Source organism: Cryobacterium melibiosiphilum (assembly GCF_003602235.1).
Taxonomy (GTDB): Bacteria; Actinomycetota; Actinomycetes; order Actinomycetales; family Microbacteriaceae; genus Cryobacterium; species Cryobacterium melibiosiphilum.
In genome coordinates this window covers 65,376-82,895 of sequence record NZ_QZVS01000084.1, presented here as the reverse complement: position 1 = coordinate 82,895, position 17,520 = coordinate 65,376, and the positions used below count along the sequence as shown (strand labels likewise).

At 67.5% G+C, this 17,520-nt stretch carries 11 protein-coding genes; 7 read left to right on the top strand and 4 right to left on the bottom strand.

Going from position 1 to position 17,520, the window contains the following annotated elements; all coding sequences use genetic code 11:
- Positions 1–62: 62 nt before the first annotated feature.
- Positions 63–971 carry a TIGR00645 family protein gene (locus D6T64_RS11395; protein ID WP_233551093.1) on the bottom strand — a complete coding sequence of 303 codons (909 nt, stop codon included), beginning with the start codon at positions 969–971 and terminating at the stop codon, positions 63–65.
- A gap of 212 nt (positions 972–1,183) precedes the next feature.
- Between D6T64_RS11395 and pflB the strand changes: the two genes are divergently transcribed.
- From pflB to D6T64_RS11380, 3 genes are all read left to right on the top strand, one after another.
- Complete coding sequence (gene pflB, locus D6T64_RS11390; protein WP_119974825.1) at positions 1,184–3,460, top strand: formate C-acetyltransferase; 2,277 nt, start codon at positions 1,184–1,186, stop codon at positions 3,458–3,460.
- 5 nt (positions 3,461–3,465) lie between these two features.
- Positions 3,466–4,347, top strand: a complete 882-nt coding sequence (gene pflA / locus D6T64_RS11385) for a pyruvate formate-lyase-activating protein (RefSeq protein ID WP_233551091.1) — start codon at positions 3,466–3,468, stop codon at positions 4,345–4,347.
- A gap of 115 nt (positions 4,348–4,462) precedes the next feature.
- Positions 4,463–4,969 (top strand): hypothetical protein, encoded by a 507-nt coding sequence (locus D6T64_RS11380; protein ID WP_119974789.1) that lies wholly within the window; start codon positions 4,463–4,465, stop codon positions 4,967–4,969.
- A 312-nt stretch (positions 4,970–5,281) separates the two neighbouring features.
- Here the strand turns inward: D6T64_RS11380 and D6T64_RS11375 are convergent, their stop codons facing one another.
- Positions 5,282–6,370, bottom strand: coding sequence for an IS110 family RNA-guided transposase (locus D6T64_RS11375; RefSeq protein ID WP_119974788.1), 1,089 nt, complete (start codon positions 6,368–6,370; stop codon positions 5,282–5,284).
- 165 nt (positions 6,371–6,535) lie between these two features.
- Here D6T64_RS11375 and D6T64_RS11370 point away from each other — a divergent pair, with 165 nt between their 5' ends.
- The 4 genes from D6T64_RS11370 to D6T64_RS11355 all read left to right on the top strand — a co-directional run bounded on the left by D6T64_RS11370 (position 6,536) and on the right by D6T64_RS11355 (position 13,623).
- A complete protein-coding gene (locus D6T64_RS11370; protein WP_119974787.1) occupies positions 6,536–7,855 on the top strand; it encodes a diguanylate cyclase domain-containing protein in 1,320 nt (439 codons plus the stop codon).
- Between the two features lie 122 nt (positions 7,856–7,977).
- Positions 7,978–9,420 (top strand): flotillin family protein, encoded by a 1,443-nt coding sequence (locus tag D6T64_RS11365; protein WP_119974786.1) that lies wholly within the window; start codon positions 7,978–7,980, stop codon positions 9,418–9,420.
- Between the two features lie 86 nt (positions 9,421–9,506).
- Positions 9,507–11,819, top strand: a complete 2,313-nt coding sequence (locus D6T64_RS11360; protein WP_158594864.1) for a transglycosylase domain-containing protein — start codon at positions 9,507–9,509, stop codon at positions 11,817–11,819.
- A gap of 154 nt (positions 11,820–11,973) precedes the next feature.
- On the top strand, positions 11,974–13,623 hold the full coding sequence (locus D6T64_RS11355) for a cellulase family glycosylhydrolase (RefSeq protein WP_119974784.1): 1,650 nt from the start codon (positions 11,974–11,976) through the stop codon (positions 13,621–13,623).
- A 37-nt stretch (positions 13,624–13,660) separates the two neighbouring features.
- Here D6T64_RS11355 and D6T64_RS11350 read toward each other — a convergent pair whose 3' ends face one another.
- Together D6T64_RS11350 and D6T64_RS11345 are read right to left on the bottom strand one after the other, a co-directional pair.
- Positions 13,661–17,053 carry a DNA polymerase III subunit alpha gene (locus D6T64_RS11350; RefSeq protein WP_119974783.1) on the bottom strand — a complete coding sequence of 1,131 codons (3,393 nt, stop codon included), beginning with the start codon at positions 17,051–17,053 and terminating at the stop codon, positions 13,661–13,663.
- A 9-nt stretch (positions 17,054–17,062) separates the two neighbouring features.
- The gene (locus tag D6T64_RS11345; RefSeq protein WP_119974782.1) at positions 17,063–17,335 is read right to left on the bottom strand and encodes a hypothetical protein; all 273 of its coding nucleotides are present in this window, start codon (positions 17,333–17,335) and stop codon (positions 17,063–17,065) included.
- Positions 17,336–17,520: the final 185 nt, after the last annotated feature.

The following is a 17,520-nucleotide window of genomic DNA, read 5'->3' as shown; positions in this document are numbered from 1 at the left end:
GAGTTGAGCATCCGTTTCGGTCCGAAACCGATGCGAAACTCACAGTTCGGCGAGGCCAGCGGTTAGAAGCGGGCGAGCAGCTCGGTCTTCTTGGCCTGGAACTCGTCGTCGGTCACGATCCCGGCATCGCGCAGCTGGCCGAGCTGCAGCAGCTGGCTGCCCGCCGAGTGGTCGATGACGGAGTGGTCGATCGCGGTGATCGCGGGGCGAGTGGATGCGGCGGGCCCGGTCAGCGCAGCCGGCGCGGTGGGGGATACGGCCGGGGAAACAGCGGGGGCAACCGGCGCCTCGCCCATCGTCGACGGCTTGGCCGGCCCGTGGGCGGCACCCTGCGAGATCCGGTCGATCCAGGCCAGGGCGACGGCCGAGAGAATGAACACCATGTGGATCACGACCTGCCAGAGCACGCCGTCCCAGGTGTAGACGTTGCCCGTGATGGTCTCGCTCGGCTCTTCGTTGATGGGGGTGCCTCGCGCGGCGAGGTCGCCGACCTCGATGAACGTCTTCAGCAGGTGGATCGACGAGATGCCGACGATCGCCATCGCGAGCTTGACCTTGAGCACGTTCGCATTGACGTGGGAGAGCCATTCGGGCTGGTCGGGGTGGCCCTCGATGCGGATGCGGGACACGAAGGTCTCGTAGCCGCCGATGATGACCATGATCAGCAGGTTCGCGATCATGACCACGTCGATCAGGCCGAGCACCGAGAGCATGATCGCGGCCTCTTCGACGTGGATGGCTCCGTCGTCGCCCGGCACGGTCAGGGAATGCCAGACGCTGCCGCCGAGGTTCACGAGCTCGACCATGAACACGATCACGTAGATGATCTGCGCCACGATGAGCCCGAGATAGAGGGGAGCCTGCAGCCAGCGGCTGGTGAAGATCATCAGGCCGACGCCGCGCACCCAACTGGATTGCGGCCGGAACGGGCGCGGGGCGGTCGAGGTCGTGGTGGGGGGAGCTTCAGTCACTGGGCAACCCTAGGGTGCGCTTCTTGTGAATCCCCCTGTACGCGGGGGACGCGTGAGGCGGGCCACGAGGCAAGTGGGGCCGAAAGACCCGGGCGCGCGGGGCATCCGTCGGCGTACGGTCTCAGTAGACGCACCGTTTATCGCGCGCGCGTCTCGATACCGCACTGTCGTTACCGCAATCTCGATCCCACAAGGAGAGCGAAATTATGACCATGACCGAAGACACCCGCACCGCCCGCATTCAGGCTGGAGCGCAGACCGAACCCCTCGGCTGGGCGGGCTTCGTCTCCGGTCCCTGGCAGGACGGCATCGACGTGCGCGACTTCATCCAGCGCAACTACACGCCCTACCTCGGCGACGCGGGCTTCCTCGCCGGAGCCACCGCGCGCACGACCGGCGTCTGGGCGAAGCTCACCGCGATGTTCCCCGAGGAGCAGCGCAAGGGTGTCTACGACGTCGACGCGACCACCCCGGCCTCGATCACCGCGCACGCTCCCGGCTACATCGACCGGCCCAACGAGATCATCGTGGGCCTGCAGACGGACGCCCCGCTCAAGCGTGCCATCATGCCCTTCGGCGGATGGCGCATGGTCGCGACGAGCCTCGAAACCTACGGCTACCCGGTCTCGCCCGAACTGGAAACGATCTTCACGAAGTACCGCAAGACCCACAACGACGGCGTCTTCGACGTCTACCCGCCGGCCGTCAAGCGTGCCCGGCACAGCCACCTGATCACGGGCCTTCCGGATGCCTACGGTCGCGGCCGCATCATCGGCGACTATCGCCGCGTGGCCCTGTACGGCGTCACCGCCCTCATCGCTGCGAAAAAGCGCGAGCGGGTCGGGCTCGACATGCAGTCCTCCACCGAAGAGATCATCCGCGGCCGCGAGGAGAACTCGGAACAGATCAAGGCGCTCAAGGAACTCATCCAGATGGCCGCCTCCTACGGCTTCGACATCAAGCGCCCCGCCGAAACCGCCACCGAAGCCATCCAGTGGCTGTACTTCGCCTACCTCGGCGCGGTGAAGGAGCAGAACGGCGCCGCCATGTCCTTCGGCCGCAACACCGCGTTCCTCGACGCCTACATCGAACGGGACCTCGCCGCCGGAACACTCACCGAGGAGACCGCCCAGGAGCTGATCGACGACCTCGTCATCAAGCTGCGCATCGTGCGTTTTCTGCGCACGCCCGAATACGACGAGCTCTTCTCCGGCGACCCCACCTGGGTGACCGAGTCGATGGGCGGCATCGGCCTCGACGGTCGAGCCCTCGTCACCAAGACCGCGTTCCGCTTTCTGCAGACCCTCTACAACCTGGGCCCGGCGCCCGAGCCGAACCTGACCGTGCTGTGGAGCGACAGCCTGCCCGAGGGCTTCAAGCGCTTCTGCGCCCAGGTCTCCATCGACACCTCCGCGATCCAGTACGAGTCCGACGACCTGATTCGCGACGCCTGGGGCGACGACGCGGCGATCGCCTGCTGCGTGTCCCCGATGCGGGTCGGCAAGCAGATGCAGTTCTTCGGCGCCCGGGTGAACACCGTGAAGGCCCTGCTCTACGCCATCAACGGCGGCCGCGACGAGATCACCGGCGAGCAGATCGCCCCCGAGACCGTGCCGCTGGCCGGCGACGTGCTTGACTTCGACACCGTCTGGACCGCCTACCTCGGCACCCTCGAATGGCTCGCCGAGACCTACGTCGACGCGCTCAACTGCATCCACTACATGCACGACAAGTACGCCTACGAGCGCCTCGAGATGGCCCTGCACGACGGCGACATTTTGCGCACGATGGCCTGCGGTATCGCCGGGCTGAGCGTATCCGCTGACTCGCTCAGCGCCATCAAGTACGCCACCGTGCGTCCCGTGCGCGACGAGACCGGTCTGGTCATCGATTACACCGTCGAGGGCGAGTACCCGGCGTTCGGCAACGACGACGACCGGGTCGACTCGATCGCCGTGCTCATCGTCGAAACCTTCATGGGCATGATCCGCAAGCACCCGACCTACCGCAACGCGACCCACACGCAGTCGGTACTCACGATCACCTCCAACGTCGTCTACGGCAAGAAGACCGGCAACACCCCCGACGGTCGTCGTGCCGGCGCCCCCTTCGCGCCCGGTGCGAACCCGATGAACGGCCGCGACACCCACGGCATGCTCATCTCCGCGCTCAGCGTCGCGAAGATCCCCTACGCCGAGGCGCAGGACGGCATCTCGCTCACCAACACGGTCGTGCCGGCCGGCCTCGGCCACACGCCCGACGAGCAGGTGACCAACCTGGTCGGCCTGATCGACGCCTACACCCTCTCGCACGGCTACCACCTGAACATCAACGTGCTCAACCGGGAGACCCTCGAAGACGCCATGGAACACCCCGAGAACTACCCGCAGCTCACCATTCGAGTGTCGGGTTACGCGGTCAACTTCATCCGGCTGACCCGGGAACAGCAGCTGGACGTCATCAGCCGCACGTTCCACACCAGCGTCTGACCCGCGTGAGCGCGATCATGCTCGGCATGCCGAATGCTGCTTTTCCCAGCAAGGAGTGCGCCGTCGTCGCCCTCGACAGCGGCGACGGCCCGGTGACGGATGCCGCCGCACCCGACGCCACGGCGGCCCACCACGCCGAAATGGCCGCGATCCGCGCCGGTACGGTCGCGAGCCTGCACTCCTGGGAGCTCGTGACCGCGGTCGATGGTCCAGGCACCCGGCTGACGCTGTTTCTCTCGGGGTGCCTGTTGCGCTGCCAGTACTGCCACAACCCGGACACCTGGAAGATGCGCGACGGCACCGTGACCGATATCGAGGAGATCCTCACCCGCATCCGCCGCTATGAGGGCGTCTTTACGGCCACGAAGGGTGGCGTGACGGTCTCGGGCGGGGAGCCGCTCATGCAGCCCGCCTTCGTCAAGCGTCTGTTCGCTGAGCTGCACGGCCGGGGCATCCACACCACCCTGGACACCTCCGGGTACCTTGGCGCGAGCGCGTCTGACGCGCTGCTCGACAACGTCGACCTCGTGCTGCTCGACGTGAAATCGGGCCTGCCGGGCACCTACCGCGAGGTCACCGGGCGCGAGCTCGCGCCGACGATCGCGTTCGGTGATCGGCTCGCCGAGCGCGGTATCGCCGTCTGGGTGCGTTTCGTGCTCGTGCCGGGGCTGACCGACGCGGTCGACAACGTGGAGGCGGTCGCCGAGATCGTCGCCCGCTGGCCCAACGTTGAGCGGGTGGAGGTGCTGCCCTTTCACCAAATGGGGGAGGACAAGTGGAACCGGCTCAGCATTCCGTATCCGCTGCACGGTGTGACACCGCCGGATGCCGCGCTCCAGGACCGCGTGCGGGGCCAGTTCCGCGCGCACGGTCTGACCGTCTTCTAGCGGCCCCTCGTTCGGGGGACTTGCGTAACCGAGGAAAATACATTGATTCGTCCCTCGGATCGACTTAGCCTTGGGGGAACGATCGGCTCCGGAGCCTCTCGGGAGTCGGAGCACCATGCTGTTGAGCGCGCGAATCGGAGCGACGGTCGTCGCCGTCGTCGGTGTGCTCGTGCTCGTGGGGTGGTACGCGGGCATCACCCAGCTCACCAATCTGATTCCCGGATTCGGTGCGATGCGGCCCACGACAGCGCTGTGCGTGGTCGTGCTGTCGGCTGCCGTGGTGCTCCTGCAGCACCCCATCGTCGGCCGGATTCTCGGTGGCCTGGTCGTGGTGATCGGAGTGCTGACTTTGGTCGAATACAGCCTCGACGCCTCCCTCGGGGTGGACACCCTGATGCCCGGAATCGACCTGACCCGTGTCGACTTCGGCGAGAACTCGGTGCTGATGGCCCCCGGTACGGCCGCGGCCCTGATCTTTCTCGGGGCATCCGTCGCCCTGATCGGCACCACCCGTCACACGACGCCGGCTCTCGTGCTGGCGATGGTCGGCCTCGGAATCAGCCAGATCGCGCTGATATGTAGGGGTATTTGTCAAGAGGGCGTTTTTGAGCGGCGCCCGTGATGCTGTTGTTCGAGTTCTGGGTGGGAGTGGGGCGCTTTTTCCCCACTCCCACCCAGAACTCGAGAGACTGGAATCTCGGGTGCTGCGGAAGGCTGATCGCCGGTGACCGAAGTGGGTCGAGTTGTCTGTCGACATCACGGTCAGGCTGATATACGCGGGTTGGTTACCGCAGGGCGAAGTGTTCGGCAGGAGTGGAGCCGCTGGTCTAGAAATCGGGCGTCACCTGCGGGGTCGGGCTGCTCATAGCGCGCAAGCGGGTCACTCCATCGTGTTCGTCGCCACGTCGGTCCCCGGCGATCAGCAGTCTGAAGTTTAGGTATCCATCACCGCGAGGGACCAACACCAGCCGGCCAGCTCACGGGCGACGGCGACATTAGCCACGACAGGACGCTTCTTCCGGGCCGTGAACGCCACCCACTGATGATGCAACCGCTCGTTACCGGCCTGGCCGCGCAGTTGAGCTGCGACGGGTGCCTTGTCCCATCGCGCTTGCAACACCGACGTCGGCGACGGCCGATAGTCGCGGCGATGATGCCACGCCGCCTCGACGAGCAGCCTTCGCGCGTGCGTGTTGCCGGTCTTGGTGATGCCGCCCAGCTGCCGGGACTGGCCCGACGAATACTCCGACGGCACCAAACCCAGGTACGCACCAATCGTGCTGCCGGTAAAGCGGTGCCAGTCCGTGATCTCCACCGCCAACGCGAACCCGGTCAGCGTCGAGATCCCGCGCAAGCAACCCAGCCGGTTCACCAGCGGAGTGAAGGGTGAGTCCTCGGCCATCGTCGTGATGGCTTTATCTAGCCGGTCACGCCGAGCGGCAGCCTGCACCACGGCCTCGTAGTTCGCGTCAAACGCGGTCCTATAGGCGAGGTCTCCGCTGCGGTGCTCGCGCAACCACCGGTCATGCTGCCGAGTCCACGCGGCACCGTCGTCATAGACGAAGCCGTGCCGGAGTAACAGCTTGGATAGCCGGTGCCGCGCACTCATCAGGTCCTGACGAGTGTCCTCACGAGACCGCACCAGATCGCGGGCGGTTTCCTCCTCGACGCTGGGGACAGTCACCGCGGTGATCTCTTCCAGATGGAGCAGGCGCATCAGGTGGAACGCGTCGCGGGCATCGGTCTTGACCCGGTCGCCGCTGGGTCGTTGTAGTTTCGACGGGGCCGCGACGAGACACGCAGTCCCTGACTCCACCAGCCGGCGGTAGAGGCCAAACCCGGTCGGGCCGGCCTCATACGTGGCGAGCTGCGGCCCCGGCAACGACCGAGTCCACGCGACCACCTCGTTTAGATCAAACCCGAACCGGTGCCGCAGAACTTCCCCGGTCGTCGCGTCCAAGGCGCTGCCGACGATAGTTCGGGCGTGCACATCCAGGCCAACGAAAGTACGATAATCACTCAACTGGGGCCTCCAGAATTCAGCTATGGATAGGCCAGCCCTGCCAAGCTGGCAACCCACGTATACCTGAACGCAGGCCCCAGCCTCAAGAGCCGGACACCCTCATATCGTCTAGTCGGCTTCGCCTACAGCGCCTCGGCGCTGTACACCGTCGCCGGCGCCGCCGGGATGGCACCGCATACCGGCGGGAGCCTGCTGATCTTGGCGTTGGCGATCATGGCGCAGCGACCCCGCGACGGGCTCATCGGGTTGATGCGCGACCAGGGCAGCGCCGGCACCCTGCTGCGCGGAGCCTTTCCGTTCTTTCTTCTGGTGCCGTTCATCGTCGGCTGGCTGCGCCTCTGGGGCGAGCGCGCGGGCCTGTACAACACGGCGTTCGGCACCGGAATGCTCGTGATCGGCATGACGATCCTCGGTTGCGGGGTCAGCTGGATGGCGGCGCTGCGGCTGCGCGAGCTGGACCACCTGCGCGACGCCAGCGAGGATCAGCTGGCGGAGGTGAATCGCACCCTGGAATCGACGGTGTCCGAACGCACCCGGGAAGTCGCCGAATCTGCAGAGACCCTGCACGCGCTGATTCGGGTGGCACCCGTCGGGTTCGTGCAACTCGACGCCACCGGCGGACTGCTCACGGCCAACGACACCTGGATGGCCCTCAGCGGCATGTCGGTGGAAGAGTCGCTCGGCGGCGGCTGGGCCGCCGCGATCCACCCTGACGATGTCGACCGGGTCGTGCGGGACTGGGCCGTGTGCGTCACCGAAGGCGGCAGCTACGAAGGGGTGGTGCGGTTTCGGCGGCCCGATGGCGAGGAGAGCTGGGTGCAGGTGAGCACGACACCGCTTCACGCCCCGGACCCCCAGCATCACGCCCCGATCATCACCGGACACCTCGCGAGCGTCACCGATATCACCGCCCTGCGCCAGGTCGAGGCCCGCATCGAACACCTCGCCTTTCATGACGCGTTGACGGGGCTGCCCAATCGGGTGCTGCTCCTCGACCGGCTCGAGCAGGCGCTCTTGAACGCCGGCCGTCACGGCCGCGGAGTCGGGGTGCTCTTTCTCGACCTGGACCGCTTCAAGATCATCAACGACAGCCTCGGGCACCATGTTGGCGACGCGGTTCTCAGCCAGGTCGCCACGCGGCTCTGCCAGGGCGCGCGCAGCACCGACACGGTCGCTCGGATCGGCGGCGACGAGTTCGTGGTGGTCTGCCCCGATGTTGCCGACATCGACGATGTGGCCCTCATCGCGGCGAAGATCCGCGAGCTGGTCACCGACCGGATCGTGCTGCCGGAAGACCTCGACACGGGCGGGCATTCGCCGCGGGCAGTGAGCGTGGGGGTGAGCATCGGGATCGCCTTCGGGGTGGGCGGTGACGAACCCGAACCGTTGCTGCGGGAGGCCGACCGAGCCATGTACCTCGTCAAGGATCCCATGCGCACTCCGCTCGCCGCGTTGCCGGATCGGCGGGACCGCTCGGCGCTCTAGATTCGCCTGACCTGATTCGCCTGCCCAGATTCGTCTGCCCTGACGCCCTCTGCGAGACTGGGCGGGCACCAGGACCAGCAGCACCACGCACCAGCACCACGCAGCAGCACCGAAAGGACTCCATGCTCGACTTTTTGTTCGGCCCGATTCCGGGGATCATCGTCACCGTCATCGTCGTGGGGGTCGTCGGCCTCATCTACGCCCGCACGATCTACAAGAACGCGGGGCCCGACGAGGCCCTCATCATCACCGGCAAGAAGAGCCGCAAGACGATCGTCGACGGCGCCACCCTCGAAGAATCCGGACAGCGGGTCGTTCACGGCCAGGGCGTGTTCATCACCCCGTTCTTCCAGAAGGCCTTCAAGATCAGCCTGCGCAGCCGGGCGATCGAGATCACGGCCGTCGCGCAGGACCGCAACGGCATCACGCTCTCGGTCGACGCCGTCGCCATCGTCAAGGTCGGCGACTCCCCGCAGTCGATCCGCGCCGCCGCCCAGCGTTTTCTCGGCCAGGACAAGAATATCGACGCGTTCGCCCAGGAGGTGCTGAGCGGCTCGCTGCGTTCCTCGATCGGCGCGACCGATGTGATGACCGTCATCCAGAAGCGCGACGAACTCGGCACCTCGGTGCTCGCCACCGCCCGTGAATCGCTCGCCAACCAGGGCCTCGACGTCGACTCCTTCGAGATCAAGGGCATCACCGACGAGAACGACTACATCCGCGACATCGGCCGCGCCGAGCAGGCCAAGGTGCGCCGCCAGGCCGAGGTCGCCGAGCACTTCGCCAACCGCGAATCGCAGGAAGCCCTGATCGCCGCCGAGCAGGCCATCGCCGAAGCCCAGAACACGCTCGCGCTGCGCCGCGCCGCGCTGCAGCTCGACACCGACAAGGCTGCCGCCGAAGCCGCCGCGTCAAAGCCGCTCGCCGAGGCGAAGGCCCAGCAGGCGATCGTGCAGGAGCAGGAGCTCACCGCGCAGCGCCGGGCCAGCCTGCGCAAGGCCGAGCTCGAGTCCGAGGTCAACGCGATCGCCGACGCGGATGCCTACCGGATCCGGGTGACCGCGATCGCCGCGGCCGAGGCATCCGTCGCCGCCGCCAACGCCGACCGCGACAGCCGTGTCGCCTACGCCGACGCCATCCGGGCCGAAGGTCAGGCCGAAGCCGACGCCATCCTCGCCCGCGGAACCGCCGAAGCCACCGCAACGCGGCTGTCGGCCGAGGCCGTCGCGCAGCAGTCCGAAGCGCTCATCCAGCTGCGCCTCGTGGAGATGCTGCCGAAGATCGCCCACGAACTGGCCGCGCCGATGGGCAACATCGACCAGCTCACGGTCATTTCGACGGATGGCGCCAGCCAGCTCTCGAAGAACGTCGCCTCCGGCTTCACCGAGGTGGACGCCGTGCTGGCCTCGACCATGGGGGTCGGCATCAAGGACCTGCTCGGCGGTCTTCTCGGCGGCGGTGTCGCCAGTGTTTTGGCAAAGGACGGTGCCCTGGCCAAGGACGGCGTTGTGGCCCAGGATGTCGTGCCGGCGGTTGTGCCCGAAAGTTCCGACAGCAGATCGTAACTTTCAACCCCTAGCTTTAGCCCCCGCGGTGTTGTTGCATGAGTCATTGCCCCCGAACACGGTGTTCGCGGGCGCAGGCGCGGGGGATGACCATGGTAGTCACAGCATTCGAGCCCTACACGTTCGCGGAAACCCACCGGCGCACCGGCCACGGTGTGCTCGGTGGGTTCCTCGGCTTCGTCGCCATGAGCGTGGCCGTCGGAGTGCTGGCGAGCGTGGCCGTCACGCCCGTGCTCGCCGTGTCGGGTGTCGCGGTGAGCAACACGATCAGCGCCTTTGAAAACCTGCCCGCATTCGTCTCCATCGAACCGCTCTCGCAGAAGAGCAACATCTACGCGACGCAGACCGACGGCACGCCGGTGCTGCTGGCCTCCTTCTATGACCAGAACCGGGTCGAAGTGGGGTTCGACGCGATCAGCCAGTTCGTGAAGGACGCCGCCGTGACGGGCGAAGATCCGCGATTTTACGAGCATGCCGGCGTCGACCTGCAGGGAACCGTGCGGGCCACCCTGAGCACCGTCGCCGGCGGTGACACCCAGGGTGGATCCTCGATCACCCAGCAGTACGTGAAAAACGTGCTCGTGCAAAAGTGCGAAACCATTGTCGACCAGGCCGAACACGATTCCTGCTACCTCGCCGCCACCGAGACCACCCCCGAGCGCAAGCTCAAGGAGATGCGCCTCGCGATCGGCGTCGAGAAGAACTACGGCAAAGACGACATCCTGCGCCAGTACCTGAACATCGCCGGATTCGGCGGCACCGTCTACGGCATCGAAGCCGCCGCCAACTACTACTTCAACACCACCGCCGCGGCCCTGACCCTGCCCCAAGCGGCGAGCCTCGTGGCCATCGTCAACAACCCGGTGAAATTCCAGCTGGATCGGCCGGCCAGCGAAACCAACGGGGCCGCCAACGGGTACGCGACCAACAAACAACGCCGCGACTACCTGCTCGGCGAAATGCTGAAGTACGGCAAGATCACCGAGGCCGACCACGCCGCCGCGGTCGCCGCGCCGATCGAGCCCGTGATCACCGAACCCAGCACCGGCTGCCAGACCGCCGGCGACAACGCGTTCTTCTGCGATTACGTCACCCAGAAACTGCGCAACGATCCGGCCTTCGGGGCGGATGCCGCCTCCCGCCTGATGACCTTCCGCCGCGGCGGGTACAACGTGTACACGACCCTCGACCTCGACCTGCAGGCAGCGGCGGTCGCCACCATGAACGCTGAGGTGCCCAAGACCTACGCCGCCGGCGATGTGGGCGCCGTCATCTCGAGCGTGCAGGTCGGCACCGGCCGGGTGCTCGCCATGACGCAGAACAAGGACTACAGCCAGGACCCGGCCGTGCAGGCGACCGGCGGCAACTACACGAGCATCAATTACAACACCGACTTCGCCGAGGGCGGCTCCCGCGGCTTCCAACCGGGGTCGACCTACAAGGTGTTCACGCTCGCCGAATGGCTGAAGGAGGGGCACTCCCTCAGCGAGCGCGTCGACTCGCGGCGCAAGGCCAACTGGGGCACCTTCAAGGACAGCTGCCTCGGCCCCCAGAACTACGACAAGCAGGGCTGGAACCCTCGCAACGACGCCAATGAGAGCGGCGGCAACTACAGCGCCCTCGAGTCGACGATCGGATCCATCAACACCGGGTTCATCGGGATGGCGAAGAAGATCGACCTGTGCGGCATCCGTCAGACCGCCGAATCGTTCGGGGTGCACCGCGCCGACGGCACCCCGCTGCTGCAGAGCGCGGCGACCGTGATCGGTACCAACGAGGTGGCCCCCCTGAGCATGGCGGTCGCCTTCGCCGGAATCGCCAACAACGGCAAAACCTGCTCACCGATCGCCATCGACCGTATCGAAGGCCCCGACGGCATTCAGATTCCGGTGCCGCAGTCCGAGTGTGTGCAATCCGTGGAACCGGCGGTCACCGCGAGCATGGCCTACGCCATGCGCCGGGTCATGACCGGCGGCACCGGACGCCAATCGAACAGCGCGGCGAAGCCATCCGTTCCCCTGATCGGCAAGACCGGCACCACCGACGGCGCCAAGGACACCTGGATGAGCGGGGCCAGTACCAAGGTGGCGACCGTCGTCGCGGTGGTGAGCCTGACCGGTGCACTCAACCAGCGGCGACTGCAGTTTCCGCACGGCCAGGTGGCCACTGCCCGGCACCGCATGTGGCCCGCGGTGATGAGCGTCGCCAATGCCAAGTACGGCGGTGATGCCTTTGTCGAGGCTGCGCCCATTCCGGTGCGGAGCGTGCCCCGCGCGACCCGGGCGCCCGTTGCGCCGCCGGTTGCGCCGCCGGTTGCGCCACCGGTTGCGCCACCGGTCGTGCCACCGGTCGTGCCGCCGGTCGCGCCAGCCGTTCCCGAGACGCCGCCGACGCAGTAGCCTGGACCGGCGCGTTGGACCTCCCGAAAGGGTGGCAAAGTTTGTTCGATTCAGGGGGTGTGTGCGGCGGTGCGGCGACGTAGTCTGAAGCTGCTCGATCTGCGCGGGTGTGAACGCGGAATGGGCGTGCCGCTGCCGCCTCACTGGGGGAACCATGACCGTCCATATTCTCTCCCGTCTTCTTCCCCGTCGCCGGCCGCAGCGGGTGCGGGCGACCGCGCTCGTGCTGGCGGCCCTGCTCGTGGCGACCAGCTGGTGGGGTGCGTCGCCGCAGGCCCAGGCGGCGGGCGCGACGTCCGGCTGGCTGCACACCAGCGGCAGCACCCTCAGAACGGATGCCAACCAGGCCTACGTCGTGAAAAGTGTCTCCTGGTTCGGCATGGAGACCACGAACTGTGCCCCGCACGGCCTGTGGACGATCAGCCTCGACGCCGGCCTGACCCAGATTGCGTCGATGGGGTTCAACACCCTCCGGCTGCCATTCTCCACAGAATGCCTCGCGGCGGCCTCGGCCAGTTCCATCGACTACACCCGCAATCCCACCCTCGCGGGTAAGACCCCGCAGCAGATCATGGACACCGTGATCGTGCGGGCCAAAGCCGCCGGGCTCAACGTGATCCTCGATCGGCACCGGCTCGACTCCGGCTCGCAGTCCGAGCTCTGGTACACCGCCCAGTACAGCGAAGCCCGGTGGATCAGCGATTGGAAATCCCTCGCCAGCCGATACCGGGCGGACCCGACCGTGATCGGTGTCGACCTGCACAACGAGCCGCACGGCCGGGCCTGCTGGGGCTGCGGCGACGCAGCCGTCGACTGGCAGGCAGCGGTAACCCGCGGCGGCAACGCCGTGCTCGCGATCAACCCCAAACTGCTCGTGATCGTGGAGGGCGTCGAGAGGCAACCGGACGGGTCGTCGACCTGGTGGGGCGGCGGACTCTCCGGCGTGGCTTCGAAGCCCGTGACGCTGTCGGTGCCGAACCGGGTGGTGTACTCCCCGCACGACTATCCGGCTTCGGTGTACGGGCAGCCGTGGTTCAGCGCGGCGAATTATCCGAGCAACCTGGCCGGCATCTGGGACAAGAACTGGGGCTTCATCGCCAAGAACGGGATCGCTCCGGTACTCCTCGGGGAGTTCGGCACGAAACTCGAGACCGGCTCGGACAAGCAGTGGCTCGACACCCTCGTCGGGTACCTCGGAGCCCATGGCATGAGCTTCTCGTTCTGGTCGTTCAATCCGAACAGCGGTGACACCGGCGGCCTCGTGAAGGATGACTGGACCACCCCGCAGGCCGCGAAACTCGCGGCCCTCCGCCCGATCCTCGGCGCGGGCGGGACCACGCCGATCCCGACCCCGACCCCGACCCCGACCCCGACCCCGACTCCCATACCCATACCGACGCCCAGCTCAACGCCGACTCCGACTCCGACTCCGACTCCGACTCCGACTCCGACTCCGACGGTTTCTCCCACGCCGACCCCGACGCCCACTCCCACCGGAACCGCGCCGCGGGTGACGGCCATCTGGATGCTGCAGAACGCCTGGAGCGCTGGCTACGTCGCCGAATTTTTCGTCTCGAGCAGCACGGGAGCCGCGGGGTGGACGGTCAGCTGGCCCGACGCATCCGTCACCAGGATTGTCAACGACTGGGGAATGACCTGTGTCGCCACGGTCAAGGTGTCCATCACCTGCACCGGTTCGGGCTGGACGGTGCCGCTTGCCGCCGGCCAGACCGTGCGTGTCGGACTGCAGGTCGATGCCACCGCGGCCCCGGTCAACCCGAAGCTCACCGTCACCGCACGCTGACTCCGTCGGGCTGGGTTCGGAAGCTGCCGGCGGAGGCTCAGCCGCTCGCGCGCAGCGGAAAGAGGTGACGCAGGGGAGCGAGGTTGGTGGCGAACTGGGCGGCTGCGGGCGCCGCGGCATCCGTTCTGGTCACGGCCGACGCGGCGGCCTCGGCGGCGTGTCGTTTCTTGGCCTGTACGGCGACGTCGACGAGGTCCCACAGGCTCTCGCCGGTGAGGGAGAGGCCCTTCGCGCCGGAGCGGCGGGTGCGGCCTCGCACGAGCATGTAGTTGGTCTGGAAGACCGCGCCGCCGATGCGTTCCTGGGCGTCGTGGAAGAACACGACGTTGCTGACCGGTCCGGTGCCGTCGTCGAGGCTCACGAACACGACCCGGCGGCCGTCACGCATCGGGGGAGTGTTCGTGGCGCGGCGCACCCCGGCGATGAGCACCTCGGTGCCGCCGGGCAGGTCCCCGAGCTTCGACGCCGGGGTGACGCCGAGCTCCGCGAACAGCGGGTAGAACATGCTCATCTGGTGCCCGTTCACCGCGAGCCCCATATCGCCCAGTTCCAGGTCGGTCTGGGTGCGCCCGCGCAGCTCGAGCGAGGTGACAGCGTTGAAGCGGCTGCCGGTGAACGTGGGCACCGGCAGCTCGACCTCGAAGGCGAGCTGGTCGACGGCGATCGAGACGGCGGTGCCGCGCAACGCCTGGATATGCGCGAGCAGCTCGTGCCGCCGGTCATGGTCGTACCCGATGAAGCTGTCGAGCGCGCCGACGCGGGCGAGGGCCTCGAAGGTGCGGCGCCGCGGATGCACGCGGTCGCGAAAGTCCTGCAGCGAGCTGAACGGCTGGTGTCGCGCGATGCGGGCCCGTTCGGCCTCGCTGCTGCCGGTCAATTCGGGCAGCGCCAGACGGATGCCCTGGCCCCGGCTGCCCGCGCCCCCGGCCGGCAAGTCTTCCACCCGGTAGTCCAGCCCACTGTGCTGCACGTCGAGACCGAGCACCGGCACGCCGAGATGGCGGGCCTCCGCCACGATCAGGTCTTTCGGCCACATGCCGGGGTCGTGGGTGAGCAGCCCGCAGAGGAACGCCGCCGGGTGGTGCGTCTTCAGCCAGGCGGACTGGTAGGTGGGCAGGGCGAACGCGGCGCCGTGAGCCTTGGCGAAACCGAAGCTGCCGAAGCCGGCGAGCACGGTCCAGATGCGGTCGATGACGCTCTCGCTGAAGCCGCGCTCGAGCGCCTTCTCCCGCACGTATTGTTCGATCCGGGGCAGCTGCTCGGGTTTGCCGAGGTGGCGGCGAAAGACATCCGCTTTGCCGAGGCCACAGCCGGTGAGTTCGTCGAAGAGCCGCATCACCTGTTCGTGAAAGATCACCACGCCCTGGGTCTCGCGCAGGATCGCTTCGAAGCGGGGGTGGATGTAGTCGGGGGAGGTCTCGCCGTGCCGTGCCCGCAGATAGGTGAGCGGCATGTTGTTCTGCATGGGGCCGGGCCGAAAGAGCGAGATCTCCACGGTCAGGTCGTTGAACTTCTCCGGCTGCAGCTTGCCGACCAGCTCCATCTGGCCGGGGGACTCCAGCTGAAAGATCCCCAGCGTGCGGGTGGAGCGGATGAGTTCGTAGGTGGCCGGGTCGTCGAGCGGCACCCGGTCGAGGTCGATGCTCTCGCCGGTGAGCCGGTGGTGCTCCTCGACGGCGTGCGCCATGGCCGACTGCATGCGCACGCCGAGGATGTCGAGTTTGATCAGGCCCATCGGGTCCATGTCGTGTTTGTCGTACTGGGACATCGGCAGGCCCATGCCGCTGGCCTGCACGGGGGTGCGGTCGAGCAGCGACGCGTCGCTGAGAATGACCCCGCACGGGTGCACAGAGATGTGCCGGGGGAGCCGGTCGAGCTTGGCCGTGAGATCGACGAGCAGGTCGAGCTGCTGCGACTCGCGCACCTCGGCGGCCAGGGCTTCGAGCTCGGGCTTTTCTTCGAGGGCGCGCCGAAAGTCGCGGGCATTGAAACGCCACATCTGCTTGGCGATGACGGTGATCTGGGCGTCGGGCATGCCGAGGGCGAGGCCGGCGTCCCGCACCGCGCCGCGGCCCCGATAGGCGTTGGTCATCGACATGAGTGAGACCCGGTCGCTGCCGAAGGTCTCGAACAGGGTGCGGTAGATGTCGTGCCGGCGGGCCGACTCGACGTCGAGGTCGATGTCGGGCAGGGTTTGGCGTTCGGGGGAGAGGAACCGCTCCCAGAGCAGCCCGTTGGCGATCGGTTCGACCGAGGAAGTGCGCAGCGCGTAGTTCAGCACCGAGCCGACTCCCGAGCCGCGGGCCTGGATGCGGATGCCCATTCCGCGCACGATGTCGGCGACCCGGGAGACCGTGAGAAAGTAACTCGCAAAGCCGAGGTGTTCGACCGTCTTCATCTCGTGGGCGAGCTGCAGGTGCGCGGCCTCGATCGCCCGGCCGCCCTCGCGGGCGTAGAGGTCGTCGATGCCGTGTCGGGCCCGCCGCCACAGCTCGGCGACGGGGTCTCCGGTGACCCCGATGATGCGGGCCTCGGGCATGCGCGGCGTGCCGAGGCCGATGTCGGCGGCAGGGTCGAGCGCGCACCGGTCGGCGAGCTGCTCGGTGTCGCGCAGCATCCGTTCGAGGGCGCCGTTGTCGTGCAGGCCGGCGTCGACGACCATGCGGGCCACCTGCCGCATGGGGCCGATCGGTTTGAGCCAGGCCTGGCCGTTGAACTGCGGATGCTCCAGCTCGGCGAGCGAGGTCAGGTTGCGCGCCGCGTCGGCCAGGTCGGCGGTGACCGCCTCGTCGGGGGTGCCGTAGCGTACGGCGTTGGTGAGGATTGCGGGCAGGCCGGTGCGCTCGGCTAGCGAGAGCATGCGGGTGGCCGGGGTGACGCTGCCGGCGGTGCCCGGCTCGGCGAGGTGGCAGACGACCTCGAGGTTCAGGGACTCGGGTGGGAAGGCCCGCAGCCAGGCGCCCAGGCGATTCTGGGCATCCGTCGTCTCGCGGCGGTCGAGGGCGAGGCCGACGTCGCTGGCCGGGCCGAGCAACACGGTCAGGGAGCGCAGGCCGGCCAGTTCGGCCAGGCGGCCCCGGTCGATGCTCGGGGTGTGGGCGCCGGCCGCGACCGCTTGATGGGCGGATGAGACCGCTCTGCAGAGGGCGGCATAGCCCCGGCCGGCGGTGTTGCCGTGTGCGAGCAGCACGACCCGGCCAAGCGGGCGGTGTTCGTCGTCGTGCACGGCGAGGTCGGCGCCGAGCGCGGGTCGGATGCCGGCCGCCACGCACGCGCGCACGTGTTTGACCGCACCGTAGAGCCCGTCACGGTCGGTGATCGCGAGCAGGCTGGCCCCCTGGGCGGCCGCCTGCTCGGCAAGGGCCTCTGGCATGGTGACGCCGTAGTGCGTGGAATAGGCACTCGCGACGTGCAGGTGCGAGAAGGTCATGGCCAGTTCCTAACCCCAGTCGAGGGCGAGCACCCAGGAACCGTCGTCGTCGTGGCGCAGGTCGTAGCGGTGCTGCTCTTCGCCGCCGCGGGAGGCGTCGAGGCGCCACAGCTCGGTGTCGATACGCACCGGGGCGCCGCCGTTCTCCCACCAGCGGGTGCGCTTGAAGACGGCCTGGGGCTGGCCGATGACGGTGTGTTCGAAGCGGTTCCAGATGAACGCGCGAGGGTCGCCGTCGGTCGACAGGACGACGTCGACGGGCGAATCTATGATCTGTGGCATGACCCGACTCCTTGGGTGAATTAGAACGTGTGGACTAGAAAGTATGTGTGGTTTGAGTGTACGTCACCCCTCCGACACCGGCCAGAAATTAATGCTGGGAAGCGCCCGGGCGCATGGCCAATCAGTATGTTTACGCATAAAAGATCGGTAGGCTCGACGTGAAATCCTTCGGCAGTTCAAGAACT